Source organism: Streptomyces sp. NPDC127117 (genome assembly GCF_042677325.1).
GTDB lineage: Bacteria > Actinomycetota > Actinomycetes > Streptomycetales > Streptomycetaceae > Streptomyces.
In genome coordinates this window covers 73,066-88,695 of record NZ_JBHXTM010000007.1, presented here as the reverse complement: position 1 = coordinate 88,695, position 15,630 = coordinate 73,066, and the positions used below count along the sequence as shown (strand labels likewise).

Here is a 15,630-nt window from a genome sequence, read left to right as displayed (position 1 = left end):
CGTTCCGGCCCACCGGGAGCCTGTGACCTCGTCCGTCCATGATCCTGACCCCGTTCACTCGCTCACCCGCACCGCGAACTCGCCCCCCGAGACCCGCGCCCGCAGCACCTCGCCCGGCGCCCCCGCGTCCTCGGGAGCCCGCACGACGTGGCCGTCGGGCCGCTGCAGCACCGCGTAACCGCGCTCCAGCGTCGCCGCGGGCGACAGCGCGACCACCCGCGCCCGGGTGTGGGCGAGCTCCGAGTCGGCCCGGTCCAGCAGATGCCCCAGTACCCGCCGGCTCCGCCCGACCAGCGCGTCGATCTCCGCCGCGCGCTCGTCCACCATCCGCTGGGGGCGCTCCATCGACGGCCGGCCCAGGGCGTGCGCCAGCCCCCGCTCCTCCCGGTCCAGCAGCCCCCGTACCGAACGCAGCGCCCGGTCGCGCAGCTGCCGCACCCGGTCCAGCTCCTCGCCCACGTCCGGCACGATCTTCTTCGCCGCGTCCGTCGGCGTGGAGGCGCGCAGGTCCGCGACCAGGTCGAGCAGCGGGGAGTCCGGCTCATGACCGATCGCCGACACCACCGGCGTACGGCACGCTGCCACCGTCCGGATCAGCTGCTCGTCCGAGAACGGCAACAGGTCCTCGACGCTGCCGCCGCCCCGCGCCACGACGATCACATCGACGTCCGGCAGGTCGTCCAGCTCCTTCACCGCCTGGACCACCTGATTCACCGCGTGCACACCCTGCACCGCCGCGTTGCGCACCTCGAAGCGGACCGCGGGCCATCGCCGCCGGGCGTTCTCCAGCACATCGCGCTCGGCCGCCGACGCCCGCCCGCAGACCAGACCGATCAGCTGCGGCAGGAACGGCAGCGGCTTCTTCCGGTCGAGTGCGAAGAGCCCCTCCGAGGCCAGCGACTTCTTCAGCTGTTCCAGGCGGACCAGCAGCTCACCGATGCCGACCGGCCGTATCTCCGTGGCCCGCAGGGACAGCTGGCCACGCGGCGCGTACCACTCCGGCTTGGCCAGGACGACGACCCGCGCCCCCTCCGTAACCACATCCGCGATCCGGTCGAAGACCTGCCGGAAGCACGTCACGCTCACCGAGATGTCCTGGGACGGGTCGCGCAGCGTCAGGAACACCACCCCGGCACCCGGCCGCCGCGACAACTGGGTGATCTGTCCCTCGACCCAGACCGCCCCGAGCCGGTCGATCCAGCCGCCGATGAGCCGCGACACATCACCTACGGGCAGCGGAGCTTCCGCGGACGTTTGGAGAGCCATGCGAGCGAGCGTATCCGCCCCCACCGACAGAGCGGGCGCATCCGCCGCACCGACAATCGGGCGGCCACGACAAGGGCGGCCCGGAGGCCGCCCACCGCCCGGCTCACGCCGCCGTCCCGGTCCGTGCGCTGCTCACGCCGCCGCGGCCTGTGCGCTGCTCGCGCCGCCGCCCCGGCCCGTGTGCTGGTTGCACCACCCACATCGCCCGGTTCACGCCACCCGCGCCGCCCGGTTCACCCCACTGCCCTGGCTGTATGCCGCCCACCGCCCGGCTCACGCCGCCGTCCCGGTCCGTGCGCTGCTCACCCTGCTCGGCTCACCCCGCCGCCCGGTCCGTACGCCGCTCACGCCACCCGCGTCCCGGTCCGTGCGCTGCTCACCCTGCTCGGCTCACGCCGCCGTCCCGGTCCGTGCGCTGCTCACCCTGCTCGGCTCACGCCGCCGTCCCGGTCCGTGCGCTGCTCACCCTGCTCGGCTCACGCCGCCGTCCCGGCCCGTACGCCGCTCACGCCACCCGCGCCGGTCGGCTCACGCCACCCGCGCCGGTCGGCTCACGCCACCCGCACCACCCGCACCGGCCGGTTCACCCCGCCGCACCGGCCCGTGCGCCGCGCCTCGACTGCAACGCCAGCACCACCAGCCCCACCGCGAGCCAGCACGCCCCCACCACCTGGGCGCTCCCGGTCGCCTCCACGATCACCGCGATCAGCACCCCCGCACCCACCACCGGCACCAGCACATGCCGCCACCAGCTCGGCGGCCCCGCCATCCGGCGTACGGCGAACCAGCCGACCACCGACGCGTGCAGCAGCACGAAGGCCGTCAGCGCGCCGATGTCGACGACCGACACCAGATGGTCGAGCCCGTCGTCCCGCCGGGTCGCCCACACCGCGGCGATCAGCGTCACCGTCGCGGCCAGCAGGATCGCGGTCCGCGGCACCCCGGACCGCGGGTCGACCCTGGAGAGCACCGAGGGCAGCCGCCGCTCCCTGGCCATCGCGAAGAGCAGCCGGCCCGCGGCCGCCTGACCGGCCAGTGCCGCGAAGGCCGCCCCGATCGCCTTGCTGACGGCCACCAGATCGTGCAGCCAGCTCCCGACCGCCGAGTCCACCGTGTCGTAGAAGGCCGACCCCTGCGCGGCCGGATCGGCGGCCAGCTCCGCCGACGTCATCGGTTCCAGCAGCGCCGCCAGATACGCCTGCGCCACGAACAGCACACCCGCCAGCACCAGACAGAACAGCAGCGCCCGCGCCACCTTCGCCGAACCCCCGGTCACCTCCTCCGCGAACGAGGCGATCGCGTCGAAGCCCAGATACGACAGCACCGCCACCGACACCGCCCCCAGCACCGCCGACGTGGAGAAGCCGGAATCACCGGTGAGCGGGGTCAGCCAGCCGCGCTGCGCGCCGTCCCGTACGAGCACCACCACCGCCGACACCAGGAACACCAGCAGCACCACGGTCTCCATCGCGAGCACCGCGAAGCCGACCCGGGCGGCGGCCCGCACACCCCAGAGGTTGAGCAGTGTGGTGACGACGACGGCGAGCGCCGTCCACACCCACCGCGACACCGAGGGCACCAGGGAATTCAGCGCGATCCCGGAGAAGAGATAGGCGACCGCCGGGATGAGCAGATAGTCGAGCATCGCCATCCACCCGGCGATGAACCCCGGCCCTTCCCCGAGCCCCTTGCGCGCGTACGCGAAGACGGAACCCGCCAGCGGCGCGACCCGCACCATCTGGGCGTAGCTGAAGGCCGTGAACGCCATCACCACGGTCGCCGCGACATAGACCAGCGCGACCGCGCCGTCGGACTTCGCGTCGAGCGTGCCGAACACCCCGACGGGCGCCATCGGCGCGATGAACAGGAGCCCGTAGACCACCAGGTCACGGAAGCCGAGCGTCCGCCGCAGCCTGCCGCTCTCCTGGTGCGCCCCCGCCGCCCCCACGGCCCCCTGGGGCCCCGTCGCCCCTTCCGCCCCCGCCGGCTCCGTACCGCCGCCGACATCCTCGCCGACGCCGCTGCCGGTATCCGACATGAGCCCTCCCTCGATCGCGTACGGATCAGTCTCGCCACCCGGCCGATCTTCCGCGCGTTCGACTCGGCCTTACGATGGGTCGCATGACTGCTACGACACCTCGCCGCGTCCTGCTCGCCGCTCCCCGTGGCTATTGCGCGGGCGTGGACCGTGCCGTGATCGCCGTGGAGAAAGCCCTGGAGCAGTACGGCTCCCCGGTGTATGTGCGCCACGAGATCGTTCACAACAAGTACGTCGTACAGACCCTGGAGAAGAAGGGCGCGATCTTCGTCGAGGACACGGCGGAGGTCCCCGAGGGCTCGATCGTGATGTTCTCCGCGCACGGCGTCGCACCGACCGTGCACGAGGAGGCGGCCGAGCGGAAGCTCGCCACGATCGACGCGACCTGCCCCCTGGTCACCAAGGTCCACAAGGAAGCCGTCCGCTTCGCGCAGGACGACTTCGACATCCTCCTGATCGGCCACGAGGGCCACGAGGAGGTCATCGGCACCTCCGGCGAGGCCCCCGACCACATCACGCTGGTCGACGGCCCCGAGGACGTCGCCGGTGTCGAGGTGCGCGACCCGTCGAAGGTCGTCTGGCTCTCCCAGACCACGCTCTCCGTCGACGAGACGATGGAGACGGTCGGCGCGCTCAAGGAGAAGTTCCCGCTCCTGATCTCGCCGCCCAGCGACGACATCTGCTACGCCACGCAGAACCGCCAGATCGCGGTGAAGCAGATGGGCGCGGACGCCGACCTGGTGATTGTCGTCGGTTCGAAGAACTCCTCCAACTCGGTCCGCCTGGTCGAGGTCGCCCTCGGCGCCGGTGCGAACGACGCCCATCTGGTCGACTTCGCCGAGGAGATCGACGAGGCCTGGCTGGAGGGTGTCTCCACGGTCGGCGTCACCTCCGGAGCGTCGGTCCCCGAGGTGCTGGTGGACGGAGTCCTGGCCTGGCTCTCCGAGCGCGGCTTCGAGGACGTGGAGATCGTGAAGGCGGCCGAGGAGTCCATCACCTTCTCGCTGCCCAAGGAACTCCGCCGCGACCTGCGCGCCGAGGCCGCCGCACTCTCGGAGAAGTAGCGCCCCGGCGTCACGCTGTCCCGATCACAGGCTGCCCCGCCCCCGCTGTCCCGACCCCGCGGTTCCGCCCCCGCGGTTCCGATTTCGGGAAGTGGGCCGGGCGCCCTGCCCGTACCGTGGACTGCATGCAGATCTTCGGCGTGGACATCGGCGGATCCGGGATCAAGGGCGCTCCCGTGGACCTGGACCGCGGAGACCTGGCGCAGGAGCGCCACAAAGTGCTGACACCGCACCCGGCCACGCCCAAGGACGTGGTCGAATGCGTGGCCGAGGTCGTCGGCCATTTCGACTGGTCGGGCCCGGTGGGCGTGACCTTCCCGGGCGTCGTCACCGGCGGGGTCACCCGTACCGCCGCCAATGTCGACAAGGGCTGGATCGACACGGACGCCCGCGGACTGATCGGTGACCGGCTGGGCCTCCCCGTCACCGTGCTGAACGACGCGGACGCGGCCGGCGTCGCGGAGATGACGTTCGGCGCGGGCCGGGGCCGCAAGGGCACCGTGATCGTCCTGACGCTCGGTACGGGGATCGGCAGCGCCCTCTTCATCGACGGCCGGCTCGTACCCAACACCGAGCTGGGCCATCTGGAGCTGAACGGCCACGACGCGGAGAAGCACGCCTCCACCAAGGCCAAGGAGGACGAGGACCTGAGCTGGCACCACTGGGCGCACCGGGTGCAGAAGTACCTGGCCCATGTGGAGATGCTGTTCTCGCCCGAGCTCTTCATCATCGGCGGCGGGGTCAGCCGCAAGGCCGACAAGTTCCTGCCGCTGATCGAGCACGTACGGGCCGAGATGGTCCCCGCGGAGCTCCAGAACAACGCCGGCATCGTCGGCGCGGCGATGGCGGCCAGGGGCAACTAGAGCCTCACGCGCCGCTCACCGCCGCGGGCGGCGCGGTCCCTGTGAGGAGGGGCGCGCCGTCTGCGCGGCGAGCAGCATGCGACGCTGCCGCTGACGCATCAGCCGTACCTTCCGTACGGTCGCGATGAGCCCGGCGATGAGCGTTCCGCCGTACAGCCACCCGGCGTGCACGGCGAGCGCGGTGACGACCGCCATGGTCTGGCCGCCGAAGCCGCCCGTGCCACCGGCGATCGGGATGACGCCGACGGCGAACGCGATCGGCACGATGATCGGCGCGGTCACCAGGTCCGCGGGCCGCACCCACAGTGCGGTCAGTGCGCAGACCGGCAGGAACAGCACACCGAACACCACCGAGGAACCGTCCAGGACCAGCAGGTCGAGGCAGGCCAGTACGAACATGGTGGCGGCGGCGAAGAGCCCGGCCCCGATCCCGGTCAGCCGGGGGTTCGGCAGCCTGCGCAGCGCGAGAACGACGGGCGGTACCGGACGCGAACGGCCCTCCGGCGCGCTCACCACCCGGTAGACGGTCGCGGTCTCCTCGATGGTGCCCTGCGGGGACAGCGGGGCCTGGCGAGACTGCCTGCGCTGCGGGGGACGTGTCCTGTGCTGCTCCACCGGGACAACGTAGGTCGCCGGGCAGCAGGAAGCAGGTACGGGACACGCCCTTTGCGCGACCTAGGGGATGAGTTCGATGCCACACGGCCGAACGGGAACCGAATCGGCACCCGACCGGACCCGTGAGGACCCGGCCGCCCCCGCCCGTAAACTGGAGAATCGACCCACCCGGGCCCGCAGTACCACTCCACTCCTCAGGAAGTCGTCAACGTGTCGCTCACGATCGGAATCGTCGGCCTGCCGAATGTCGGCAAGTCGACCCTGTTCAACGCCCTGACCAAGAACGACGTGCTGGCGGCCAACTACCCGTTCGCCACGATCGAGCCCAACGTCGGCGTCGTCGGCGTCCCGGATGCCCGGCTGAACACGCTGGCGGAGATCTTCGGCTCCCAGCGGCTGCTCCCCGCGACGGTCGACTTCGTCGACATCGCCGGTATCGTCCGCGGCGCCTCGGAGGGCGAGGGCCTGGGCAACAAGTTCCTCGCGAACATCCGCGAGTCCGACGCGATCTGCCAGGTCATCCGCGCCTTCAAGGACGAGAACGTCGTCCACGTCGACGGCAAGGTCTCGCCCAAGGACGACATCGAGACGATCAACACCGAGCTGATCCTCGCCGACCTCCAGTCCGTCGAGAAGGCCATCCCCCGCCTCACGAAGGAGTCCCGCCTCCAGAAGGAGAAGGTCGCGGTCCTCGCCGCGGTCGAGGAGGCCCAGAAGATCCTCGAAGCGGGCGACACCCTCTTCCACGCCGGCATCACGGCCTCCACCGAGAAGGGCCGCCTCCTCCACGAGCTGCACCTCCTCACCACCAAGCCGTTCCTCTACGTCTTCAACGTCGACGAGGACGAGCTGGTTGACGAGGACTTCAAGAACGAGCAGCGCGCTCTGGTCGCCCCCGCCGAGGCGATCTTCCTCAACGCCAAGATCGAGTCCGAACTGATCGAGCTCGACGACGACGAGGCCCTGGAACTCCTCCAGTCCATGGGCCAGGAAGAGCCCGGCCTCGCCACCCTCGGCCGCGTCGGCTTCGACACCCTGGGCCTCCAGACCTACCTCACGGCGGGCCCGAAGGAAGCCCGAGCCTGGACGATCAAGAAGGGCGCCACGGCCCCCGAGGCGGCCGGTGTGATCCACACCGACTTCCAGAAGGGCTTCATCAAGGCGGAGATCGTCTCCTTCGAGGACCTGGTGGAGACCGGTTCGGTCGCCGAGGCCCGCGCCAAGGGCAAGGCCCGCATGGAGGGCAAGGACTATGTGATGCAGGACGGGGACGTTGTGGAGTTCCGCTTCAACGTCTGATTGGACGTGAATAACGGCCTGACCTGCGAGAAGGCAGGTCAGGCCGTTGTGCTGTCCGTAGTGGTCCGCAGAACCTGAGGCGGCTGCGTGGCGTAGACCGTGGAGCGGTGTCCGACGTGTACGACCCGCACCGCTGGTTCCCCGTTGTCGATGGTGCAGAAGACGCGATGGTCGCCGACTCGTGGGCGGCGGCGCTCGGGCTGGGATACAAGTGCCGTGGTGTTGAAGCCGAAAGGGTCGCTCTCCAACTCTGTCGGTTCGGCCAGGATATGAAGCGTCATGTCGCGAGGGATCTTGCGAAGCTCGGCCTGGGCCTCGGGTCGGAACACCGTGCGGTAGTCACTCGCTGCGTGCCAGCGTCTCCCTCATCACGTCCTCGATCGGGACGCCGGCGGCCCCGTCGCGGGCCACCTTGACGGCGAGGGGTTCGTCACTGGTCGTAGCAGACGGAACCTCAAGGTGCCCGAAGTGGGGGTGATCGATGCTCTTCACGGGGCCTGTCATTCCGGTGGGCTCGGTACGGCTTGAGAAGCAGTGAACGTTCCTGGGCCAGGTTGCGACCTCGGTCATTCCTTGCGCGGGTACCGGTTCCGTCGGTACAGCGCCTCCGGTGTCACCTGCCCGTACACGATGCGCACGCGCAGTCTGCTCGAAGTGACAACCCTGAGTGCGCATTGACGCACAGAGTGTCACCGTGTCGTAAGGCTCGGTCGACAGGTCTACCGAGGGTCACGAAGGTAATTGCTAACCTCCATGTTGCTAACATTGTTGTTAGTGTCATGGGTGGAGGTTGACCGGACGTGGTGGATTTTGTAGGACGTCGCCAGGAGCTGGCGACGTTGGAGCGAGAGCTGCAGAAGGTGGCGGCAGGGATCGGCGGGGAGCGGCCCGGTCGGTGTGTGATGTTGCGTGGGCGGCGCCGGGTGGGCAAGTCGCGGCTGGTCGAGTGCTTTGCGGAGCGCTCCGGAGCCCCCTTCTTGTTCTTCGCTGCGACTGGTGCATCCCCCAGGGATGATCTGGCACGCCTGGCCCGGGACGCCCAGGCATCGACGCTGCCGTTGGCGGGGCTGGTGGCCGCCGCGCGGCCGGAGAACTGGGATGCCGCGTTCGATGTGCTGGCCGCGGCGCTGCCTGCCGACCGGGCGAGCGTTCTGATCATCGACGAAGTGCCGTACCTGATGGATACCGACGGTGCCTTTGAAGGGATGCTGCAACGGGCCTGGGACCGGGTGCTGGAGACCAAGCCGGTGCTGCTGGTCCTCATCGGCTCCGATCTGTCGATGATGGAGGCACTGAACAGCTACGGACGCCCCTTCCATCAACGCGGCCGGGAGATGGTGCTGGGACCGCTCAACCCCGCCGAGGTGGGGCAGATGCTTGGGCTGGATCCGGCGGAAGCCTTCGACGCCGCACTGGTCACCGGCGGGCTGCCGCTGATCTGCGCGGAGTGGCCGCGCGGCGCAGGGCTGTGGGACTTCCTCGGCGAGGCGCTGAGCGATCCGGTCTCGGCTCTGCTGGTGTCGGCCGAGCGTTCGCTGGCCGCCGAATTTCCCCCGCAGGTACAGGCGCGCAAGGTGCTGACGGCCATCGGGAGTGGTGAGCGGACCTTCACCAATATCGCCCGTGCAGTCGGCGGGATCGGGGCCACGCCGCTGCAGCGAGCTCTGGAGCTGCTTACGGACAAACGGATCGTCGCCGGCGAGCTGCCTGTATCGCTGCGCCCGTCGAAGGACCGCCGCTACCGGGTGACAGATCCGTACCTGCGGTTCTGGCTGCACCTGCTCGGCCCGTCGATGGAGGAGATCGAGCGGGGGCGGGGCGATCTGACCTTGGCGCGCATCCGGGAGAACTGGACCAGCTGGCGTGGTCGGGCCGTCGAGCCTCTTGTCCGTGAGGCCCTGGCGCGGATACTGCCCGACGACCGACTGCCCGCTGCCCCTGCGGTGGGCGGCTACTGGACCCGCACCAACGACATCGAGATCGATATCGTCGGGGCCGACCGCGCCCCCATCGCCAAGGAGCTGTTCTTCGTCGGCTCCATCAAGTGGCTGGAGCAGTCGCCCTTCGACCGGCATGACTTGGCCGCTCTGCACCGGCACCGGGCTGCCCTCACCGACGAACCTGTTCCAGTCGTGGCGGTTTCGCGTAGTGGAGTCGACTGTCCGGGGCTCGACGCCACCTACGGCCCCGGCGATTTGCTGACTGCCTGGCCGCTGTGAGTGGCGGATGTCGGGTGAGGTACGGGAGTCGGTGAGGCCATGGTTGCTTACCGGCCCTGTTGTGCGGAGTTGGCGGACCTGAGCCTCCTCGTGCCCAGGTCCCGGGACAGGAAAGGCTCCCCCGTCGCGCCCTGGGAGCACCTGGTCGAAGAGTCCCGCACCTGGCCTCTGATGGAAGCCTCCGAAGCTCCCGCCGACGACAACATCTTCGTCGCCCCCACTGGATGGACGAGCGCTGCGACTTCGTGAACGACTGGACCCCGCCCGTGATCCTGCCATTCTCGATCGCTATGTACCGACCGTGGTCGACCCCGGTCACTCCAAGAAACGGACGGGAAGCAACGGAGAACGAAAGAGGCAACGGGCAACACCGCCGAACCTCGATTCTCCAGGCGCGCGTCGTGCCAGACTCACTTTCGGATGCGGACCGAAACGACGCTGTCACAGCGGGTGTTCGCCGTCGGGGTTTCGTGTCGACCGATGATCGTCGGATGACGGCTCCCGTGAGGGCAGACGCCTATCACGGTCACTGTTCAAGGGGAGGCTGATGATGAGCACAACTTTATGTTTTGGCCCGGAACTTCGCCGTTTACGAGTAGAAGCGGGGCTGACTCTGACCGAGTTCTCCGTGGCGCTCAACTACGACAAGGGGCACATAAGCAAGGTCGAGCGCGGGGAACGTTCCGCGTCCCCCGAACTAGCCCGGCGGTGCGACGCCTTCCTCGGCGCGGACGGCGAGCTGCAGCGCCTGGTCACCCGACCCGAGACGGACTCGGGCACCGCCGAATCCCCCGCCGGTCCGAGCCGCCGGCTCGTCGGGCGCCGGGCGGTCCTCTCAGCGGGGACAGGAGCGCTGATCGACCTCGGCCTGAAACTCGGCAGTCAGGCGCTGTCCTCCGCCGACGACCCCCTCCTGCCCTCCCTCCGCATGCAGTTCGACCAGCTGCGGAAGCTCGGTCAGTCCACCGCACCCAAGGTACTGCTGCCCCTGCTGGAGGCGCAGACTCGCATGATCGCCGGGCTGGCCGCCGACGCCCGGTCCGTTTCTCGGGCCCCTGCGCTCCTGCTCGCCTCGCGGTTCGCGGAGTTCACCGGCTGGATGGCCCAGGAGGCCGGGAACAGCGACGCGGCACTCGGCTGGACGGGCGAGGCCGCCGAACTGGCGCGCGCCGGGGGTGACCCGTACCTCGGTTCCTACGCACTGGTGCGACGCGCCCTGGTCACAATGTATGGCGGGGACGCCGCTGGCACCGTTGCCCTGGCCCGCCGCGCCCAGAGCAGCGAACTCCCGCCGCGCATCCGGGGACTCGCGGCCCAGCGGGAGGCCCAGGGGCACGCTCTCGTCGGCAACGAAGTCGACTGCCTCCGCAGCCTCGACAAAGCGCGGGAACTGCTTGCCGGTGACGACGCCCGCAATGGCGCCGAGCCCGTGATCGGCACTTCCCATGTGAGCGATCCGGCGGCGATGTCGACCGGCTGGTGCCTGCACGACCTCGGCCGTCCCAAGGCCGCCGCCGAGGTACTCGACCGGGAGTACCGCCGCCTCCCGCCGCACGCGCTGCGTGCCCGTGCCCGGTACGGCTTCCGCCGGTCCTTGGCCCATGCCGCGTCCGGGGAGGTCGAGCGCGCGTGTGCGATCGCCGGGGATCTCCTGGAAGTGATGCCGGCCGTGCCCTCGGCGACGGTGAATAGCGACGTCCGGCGTCTCGCACGGGAACTCTCCCGGTTCCGGAGCAGCCGCGCCGTACGTGAGCTGCAACCCGCGCTGGCACGCGTGCTCGCCCCCGCGCACGACTGACAGCCCCTCCACGACCGACACGGACCCGAGCCGCCCGGCTCGCCGGACTGCCCGGTCTCTCCGCCCCCCCCGGATCCCACGATCCCCGGCGGAACCCTCTGATCACCGCTCGACGCGTCGCATCGCGCCCCCGGCTTTTTCGGGCTGCCCGCGACCAGCGACGCACCAGGCGGCGCCCCTCCACCCGCACGCCCTCCCGTGGATGCGCCATGCCGTCCACACAGTCGGGACCTCATGGCCCGGGCGGACCGGAGCGCCGGTCCACAGCCCCGCGCCCGTTCGCCCCGTCTTCTTCTCACGAAGGGAACCTTCATGCCTGACGTCTTCGTCAACTACCGCACAGGCGACGAGGAGTCCGCAGCGACCATGATCGCTCGGGAACTCGCCCGTCGGTTCGGCGACGCGCGGATCTTCTTCGCCAGTAACTCGATCGAGCCCGGACGCCGTTTCCCGGTGGAACTGGTCAGGGCGGTGGAGGAGTGCCAGGCTCTCCTCGCCGTGATCGGCCCGCGCTGGGCGGAGGTGCGGGGGGCCGACGGCCGCCCCGCCCTCGAAGCCGAGCAGGACTGGACCCGTCGCGAGATCCAGACCGCGCTCGACCGCGGGGTCCTGGTGATCCCCGTGCTCGTCGGAAAGGCCACGCGGATCGACCGCTCCGTCCTTCCGGACGATCTGCTGGAGCTGGCGGACTGCCAGTACAGGCGGTTCGACCACCGCAACGCCGAATCGGACCTGACGGCGCTCGGCGACACCCTCGCCCGGCTCCTGCCCGAGCTGGGTGCGGTGGACCGCGATGCCCGTGCGGCGCGGGAGCGGGCGGAGGCGAAGTCCCGCAAGAAGTCGGCCAAGGATGCCAGGCACACCAGGATGCGGACGCGCGACGTCGAACAGCGCGTGCGCGGCATCGGAAACCTCAACGGAGATCTGTCCGGCACCTTCGTCAACGAACCGCAGGGGCCCGTGAACACCGGTGGGGGACACCAGTACAACGCTCCCCACTTCGAGGGCGACAACACCGGGGTCCAGTTCACCGCGGGCGACAACAGCGGTACGGTCCACCAACGCTTCGAGCGCGAGCGTCGGCGCTCGGACGGCAAACGATGACCGAGCAGGACCGCGTCACCGTCAACGATCCGCGTGGCCCGGTGAACAATGGCGTAGGGCCCCAGTACGTCTTCTACGGCGGCGCGGATTGGATGATCCGCAAAGGGGTCGAGTCCCTCCGGATCGTCCGAGACGACCGGATGCGCCTGGCCGACCGGTTCGTTCGGCCGGTGGGCTATCGCATCGCCGCCGACTGCCTGGAGAAGCCCGGATCGGTGGTGCTGCTGGAGGCTGAGCCCGGCAGCGGCCGGCGCGCCGCAGCGATCATGCTGCTGCACGAGCTCGGTGAGGACGCAGGCGCTGAAGAGGAGCAGGAAAAGGACCGGTTCGAGGAGCTTCCCGCCACGGACAAGGACGAGGCCATTCTCGCCCCCGGCGAGGGGGACCGTTTCCTCCTCGACCTCTCCGGGATCGCCGACGAGGAGGCGTATGCCAAGGCCCAGCGCCTACTGGCCGTGCGCCGGTCGCAGGTCCAGGAGGCGGGGGCCCACATGGTGGTCGTCCTGCCGTCGGGCATGGAGCACGCCCACGCACCGCAGCTCGAACCGCACACGGTGGCGCTGGGGCGCCCTCGGGGGATCGCCGTCGTCACCCGGTACCTCCGTATGGACCGGATGGCCTTCCACTCCACGGACCTGGGGAGCTACGACCTCCAGCGCCTGTGCGAACGCTCCCCCATGCGGGAACTGGCGCGGCTCACGGGGCTGGTGAGGTCTGCTCGCGACAGCGGCCGGTTCGGCGTCGACTTCGCGGGATGGCTCGACCAGGCTATGCACGCGGTGACCGACCGTGCCGGTGAGGTGGGCCGGCAGGTGGCCACGGTCCGCACCGTGCCCGAACGGGCCCTGCTGCTTGCGGCGGCAGTGTTCGAGGAGGCCCGCGCAGACACCGTCTACGAGGCGTGGCACGGCTTGATGAGGACGGTGAGGCACGAGGAAGAGACGACAACCGAGCTCGCACGGATGGATTTCGGGGAGCGATTGGCGACGCTCGGGATCGAGCGGGCCCTGGAAGGGCGGCTCCACTTCGGGCGGCTGGCCTACGCCGAAGCGGTACGGACGTACTTCTGGGCGAACTTCCCCGGGACGCGCGACGACCTCAGGAATTGGATCGGCCATGCCGCCGGGCTCCGCGGTCTGACCACCGACGACCGGGTGAACGTCGTCGTCCGCTTCGGCGAGCGGTCCCTGGCCGTCGGGCGGCCCGACCACCTCTTCGACCTTGTGGTCCGCTGGGCGGACCATGCGACCGGGGCGTCCTGCGACCCACGAGCAGTGACGGCCCTCGAACTCGGTCTCAGCCACGAGAGGTTCGGGGGATGGTTCCGCAGACGGATGTACGAGTGCGCGAGGTCCGGTCCCCTGTCGGACGGTCTCGTTCGCGTCCTGACCGCTGCCTGCCTCCAGAGCCTCGGCGCGACGCACCCGGATCAGGCGATGGTGCGGCTCCACTACCTCGCCGTACGGAAGGGAGAGGCGGCACGCGAGGCCCGGGACATACTTCTTGACCTCGCCGGCCGCGACCGTCGGGCCTACCGGCTACTGATCGACCGCCTGCGGGACCGGGCGCGTCGGGAACCGCGCGAGGCAGAGCTCCATCTCCATCTGCTCGCTGAACTGTTGAGGAGCGACCGGGCACCGGAGCCGCCACCGTGGCCGGACCTGTTCCTGGGATGGGAGAAGGTTTTCTCCCATCCGCCGACGGAGCGCTGGAACCCGCTGGTGAGCAGTTGGCTGAACGCCGCGGCGGGCGACAGTACGCGGGAGATGGCGCTGGGCGTGATGGTCGGGGCGACACACGGCCGCACGGCCGCTCTGCACCGCCTCTACGCCATCGCCTGCGACTGGGCGGGGCCCAGGCACCACCCGTCCCGGGCGGCCGTCGCCGCCCTCTTCTGGCAGCACATCGACAACGCGCAGTACGTCCGCAGGGAGAGTGCGAAGCGTGCGGGCGCCGGACCACGGACCACGGAAGAGGCACGATGAAACACCGCTTTCCCAGCCTGCTGTTCGTCGCTCTCTGCGGCCTCGCACCGGCTGTGCTCGGAAACCTCCTGCACTGGTCGGCGTGGCTGTGGGGCTTCATGTCCATGGTCACATCCTCGGGCTCCCTGCTGCTCGTGATGACGGTTCTCAGCGGTGGCCGCGCGTCGGCCGATCCGTACGAGCCCGAGGAAGCTGAGCCGCCCGCGGCGCCGACGGAGCAGCCGTACCAGGAGACTCGGGTGGTCGACGCGGCGCTGCCGAGCGCAACGGACGGCTACGACTTCCTCTTCTCCGCCACCGTGTGGTGGAGGCCGGTCCCCGACCACGCCGACTGGTCCAACGGCGCCTCGCCAGCCCTTGCCGTTTCCTCGGTCGTCAGCCGGGCCCTGCAGGTCGTCCGCCACGAGGAGCCCGGCCGGGCGAGCTTCGCACGCCATCTCCTGGAAGGGGAGCTGGGCGCACCGCTCCCTGACCGGAGCGGACGGGTGAAGGCCCTGGCGGCCGATGTGACACTCACCCTCGCCCCCGCCGACCGCGAGCGCCTGCGGAAATTGAACGACCTTCGCAAGGACGAGGAGCTCTGGGAGTACGAGCGTCAGCACGAGCGCAACAAGCGGGGCTACCTCGGTGACGACGTGCTCAAGAGCACGGGCAGCGCCGTGGTGTGGTGGCTGGCCCGTCACGAGGACGACATCGAGAAGGCAGTCGACATGATCGGTCCGCTCGCCCAGATCTCGGCGGCGGCCAAGAACGAGGAGGTGCCCGAGATCTTCCGGCACCTGCTCGTCCCGCCCGTGGACGCGCGGACCGGAGCAACCGTCGGAGGCCCGCTGTTGGACGGACACACCCAGGGAGGAGGGACGTTCGACCGCGAGGAGGCAGTGGGGGTTTCGGATCGGCTGCTCCTGCTGCTGGCGGCGGTGGGCCTGAAGCCGGACATGGATGAGTACACGGTGTTCGTGCACCGTGTGGTGCGGAGCCTGGAGGCGGCCGAGCTGGACGAGGCCGCCGAGGAGATCAGGCGGACCCTTCTCCCGGCGCCCGACGAGGGGCCGGAGGGTGAACCTCCGAGCGAGGGGGACACCACCGGGCCCTGGTCGCCGCGCTTCCAAGCCCCCGAGGGTGCGCCGTTCACCGACGCGGCCGCGGACCCGGATGCCGGCGCGGACCCGGATGCCGGCGCGGACCCGGATGCCGGCGCGGACCCGTTCACGCCGGGGCCCGCGGAGAGCGGCGCAGGCGGACGGAGCCAAGACCGGCAGGAGACGAGCGAGGACGACATGGCGCCTCCGTACTTCTGGGACGCCTCGCGCAGCCCGCACCGGCCCGCCGCACCTCGCGCACAGGACGAGGACGACCAGGACGGGAGCTGATCCGAT

The 15,630-nt window shown here is 70.2% G+C and carries 13 protein-coding genes; 8 read left to right on the top strand and 5 right to left on the bottom strand.

What is annotated here, in order from left to right; genetic code table 11:
- Positions 1-54: 54 nt before the first annotated feature.
- Positions 55-1,266: an exodeoxyribonuclease VII large subunit gene (gene xseA, locus ACFVH0_RS08880; RefSeq protein WP_385818895.1), complete on the bottom strand. Its 1,212-nt coding sequence runs from the start codon at positions 1,264-1,266 to the stop codon at positions 55-57.
- Between the two features lie 583 nt (positions 1,267-1,849).
- Complete coding sequence (locus ACFVH0_RS08875; RefSeq protein ID WP_385818894.1) at positions 1,850-3,304, bottom strand: APC family permease; 1,455 nt, start codon at positions 3,302-3,304, stop codon at positions 1,850-1,852.
- A 74-nt stretch (positions 3,305-3,378) separates the two neighbouring features.
- On the opposite strand from ACFVH0_RS08875, the gene ACFVH0_RS08870 reads away from it, so the two are divergent.
- Both ACFVH0_RS08870 and ppgK read left to right on the top strand, forming a co-directional pair.
- On the top strand, positions 3,379-4,368 hold the full coding sequence (locus ACFVH0_RS08870; protein WP_385818893.1) for a 4-hydroxy-3-methylbut-2-enyl diphosphate reductase: 990 nt from the start codon (positions 3,379-3,381) through the stop codon (positions 4,366-4,368).
- 125 nt (positions 4,369-4,493) lie between these two features.
- Positions 4,494-5,231: a polyphosphate--glucose phosphotransferase gene (gene ppgK / locus ACFVH0_RS08865; RefSeq protein WP_385818892.1), complete on the top strand. Its 738-nt coding sequence runs from the start codon at positions 4,494-4,496 to the stop codon at positions 5,229-5,231.
- 15 nt (positions 5,232-5,246) lie between these two features.
- Here the strand turns inward: ppgK and ACFVH0_RS08860 are convergent, their stop codons facing one another.
- On the bottom strand, positions 5,247-5,792 hold the full coding sequence (locus tag ACFVH0_RS08860) for a DUF6542 domain-containing protein (protein WP_385819019.1): 546 nt from the start codon (positions 5,790-5,792) through the stop codon (positions 5,247-5,249).
- A 264-nt stretch (positions 5,793-6,056) separates the two neighbouring features.
- On the opposite strand from ACFVH0_RS08860, the gene ychF reads away from it, so the two are divergent.
- Positions 6,057-7,145, top strand: a complete 1,089-nt coding sequence (ychF, locus tag ACFVH0_RS08855) for a redox-regulated ATPase YchF (protein ID WP_385818891.1) — start codon at positions 6,057-6,059, stop codon at positions 7,143-7,145.
- Between the two features lie 38 nt (positions 7,146-7,183).
- On the opposite strand, the gene ACFVH0_RS08850 is transcribed toward ychF, so the two are convergent.
- Together ACFVH0_RS08850 and ACFVH0_RS08845 are read right to left on the bottom strand one after the other, a co-directional pair.
- Entirely contained in the window at positions 7,184-7,474 is a 291-nt protein-coding gene (locus ACFVH0_RS08850) for a type II toxin-antitoxin system RelE/ParE family toxin (protein ID WP_385818890.1), read from the bottom strand.
- Positions 7,475-7,484: 10 nt separating this feature from the next.
- A complete protein-coding gene (locus ACFVH0_RS08845) occupies positions 7,485-7,637 on the bottom strand; it encodes a hypothetical protein (protein WP_385818889.1) in 153 nt (50 codons plus the stop codon).
- A gap of 308 nt (positions 7,638-7,945) precedes the next feature.
- Between ACFVH0_RS08845 and ACFVH0_RS08840 the strand changes: the two genes are divergently transcribed.
- The 5 genes from ACFVH0_RS08840 (at position 7,946) to ACFVH0_RS08820 (ending at position 15,624) form a co-directional block, all read left to right on the top strand.
- Entirely contained in the window at positions 7,946-9,364 is a 1,419-nt protein-coding gene (locus ACFVH0_RS08840; protein WP_385818888.1) for an ATP-binding protein, read from the top strand.
- A 550-nt stretch (positions 9,365-9,914) separates the two neighbouring features.
- Positions 9,915-11,162: a helix-turn-helix domain-containing protein gene (locus ACFVH0_RS08835; RefSeq protein ID WP_385819018.1), complete on the top strand. Its 1,248-nt coding sequence runs from the start codon at positions 9,915-9,917 to the stop codon at positions 11,160-11,162.
- A 312-nt stretch (positions 11,163-11,474) separates the two neighbouring features.
- On the top strand, positions 11,475-12,266 hold the full coding sequence (locus tag ACFVH0_RS08830) for a toll/interleukin-1 receptor domain-containing protein (protein ID WP_385818887.1): 792 nt from the start codon (positions 11,475-11,477) through the stop codon (positions 12,264-12,266).
- A complete protein-coding gene (locus ACFVH0_RS08825) occupies positions 12,263-14,251 on the top strand; it encodes a hypothetical protein (RefSeq protein WP_385818886.1) in 1,989 nt (662 codons plus the stop codon). Before ACFVH0_RS08830 ends, ACFVH0_RS08825 begins: the two co-directional genes overlap by 4 nt.
- Positions 14,248-15,624, top strand: coding sequence for a hypothetical protein (locus tag ACFVH0_RS08820; protein ID WP_385818885.1), 1,377 nt, complete (start codon positions 14,248-14,250; stop codon positions 15,622-15,624). Before ACFVH0_RS08825 ends, ACFVH0_RS08820 begins: the two co-directional genes overlap by 4 nt.
- Positions 15,625-15,630 lie beyond the last annotated feature (6 nt).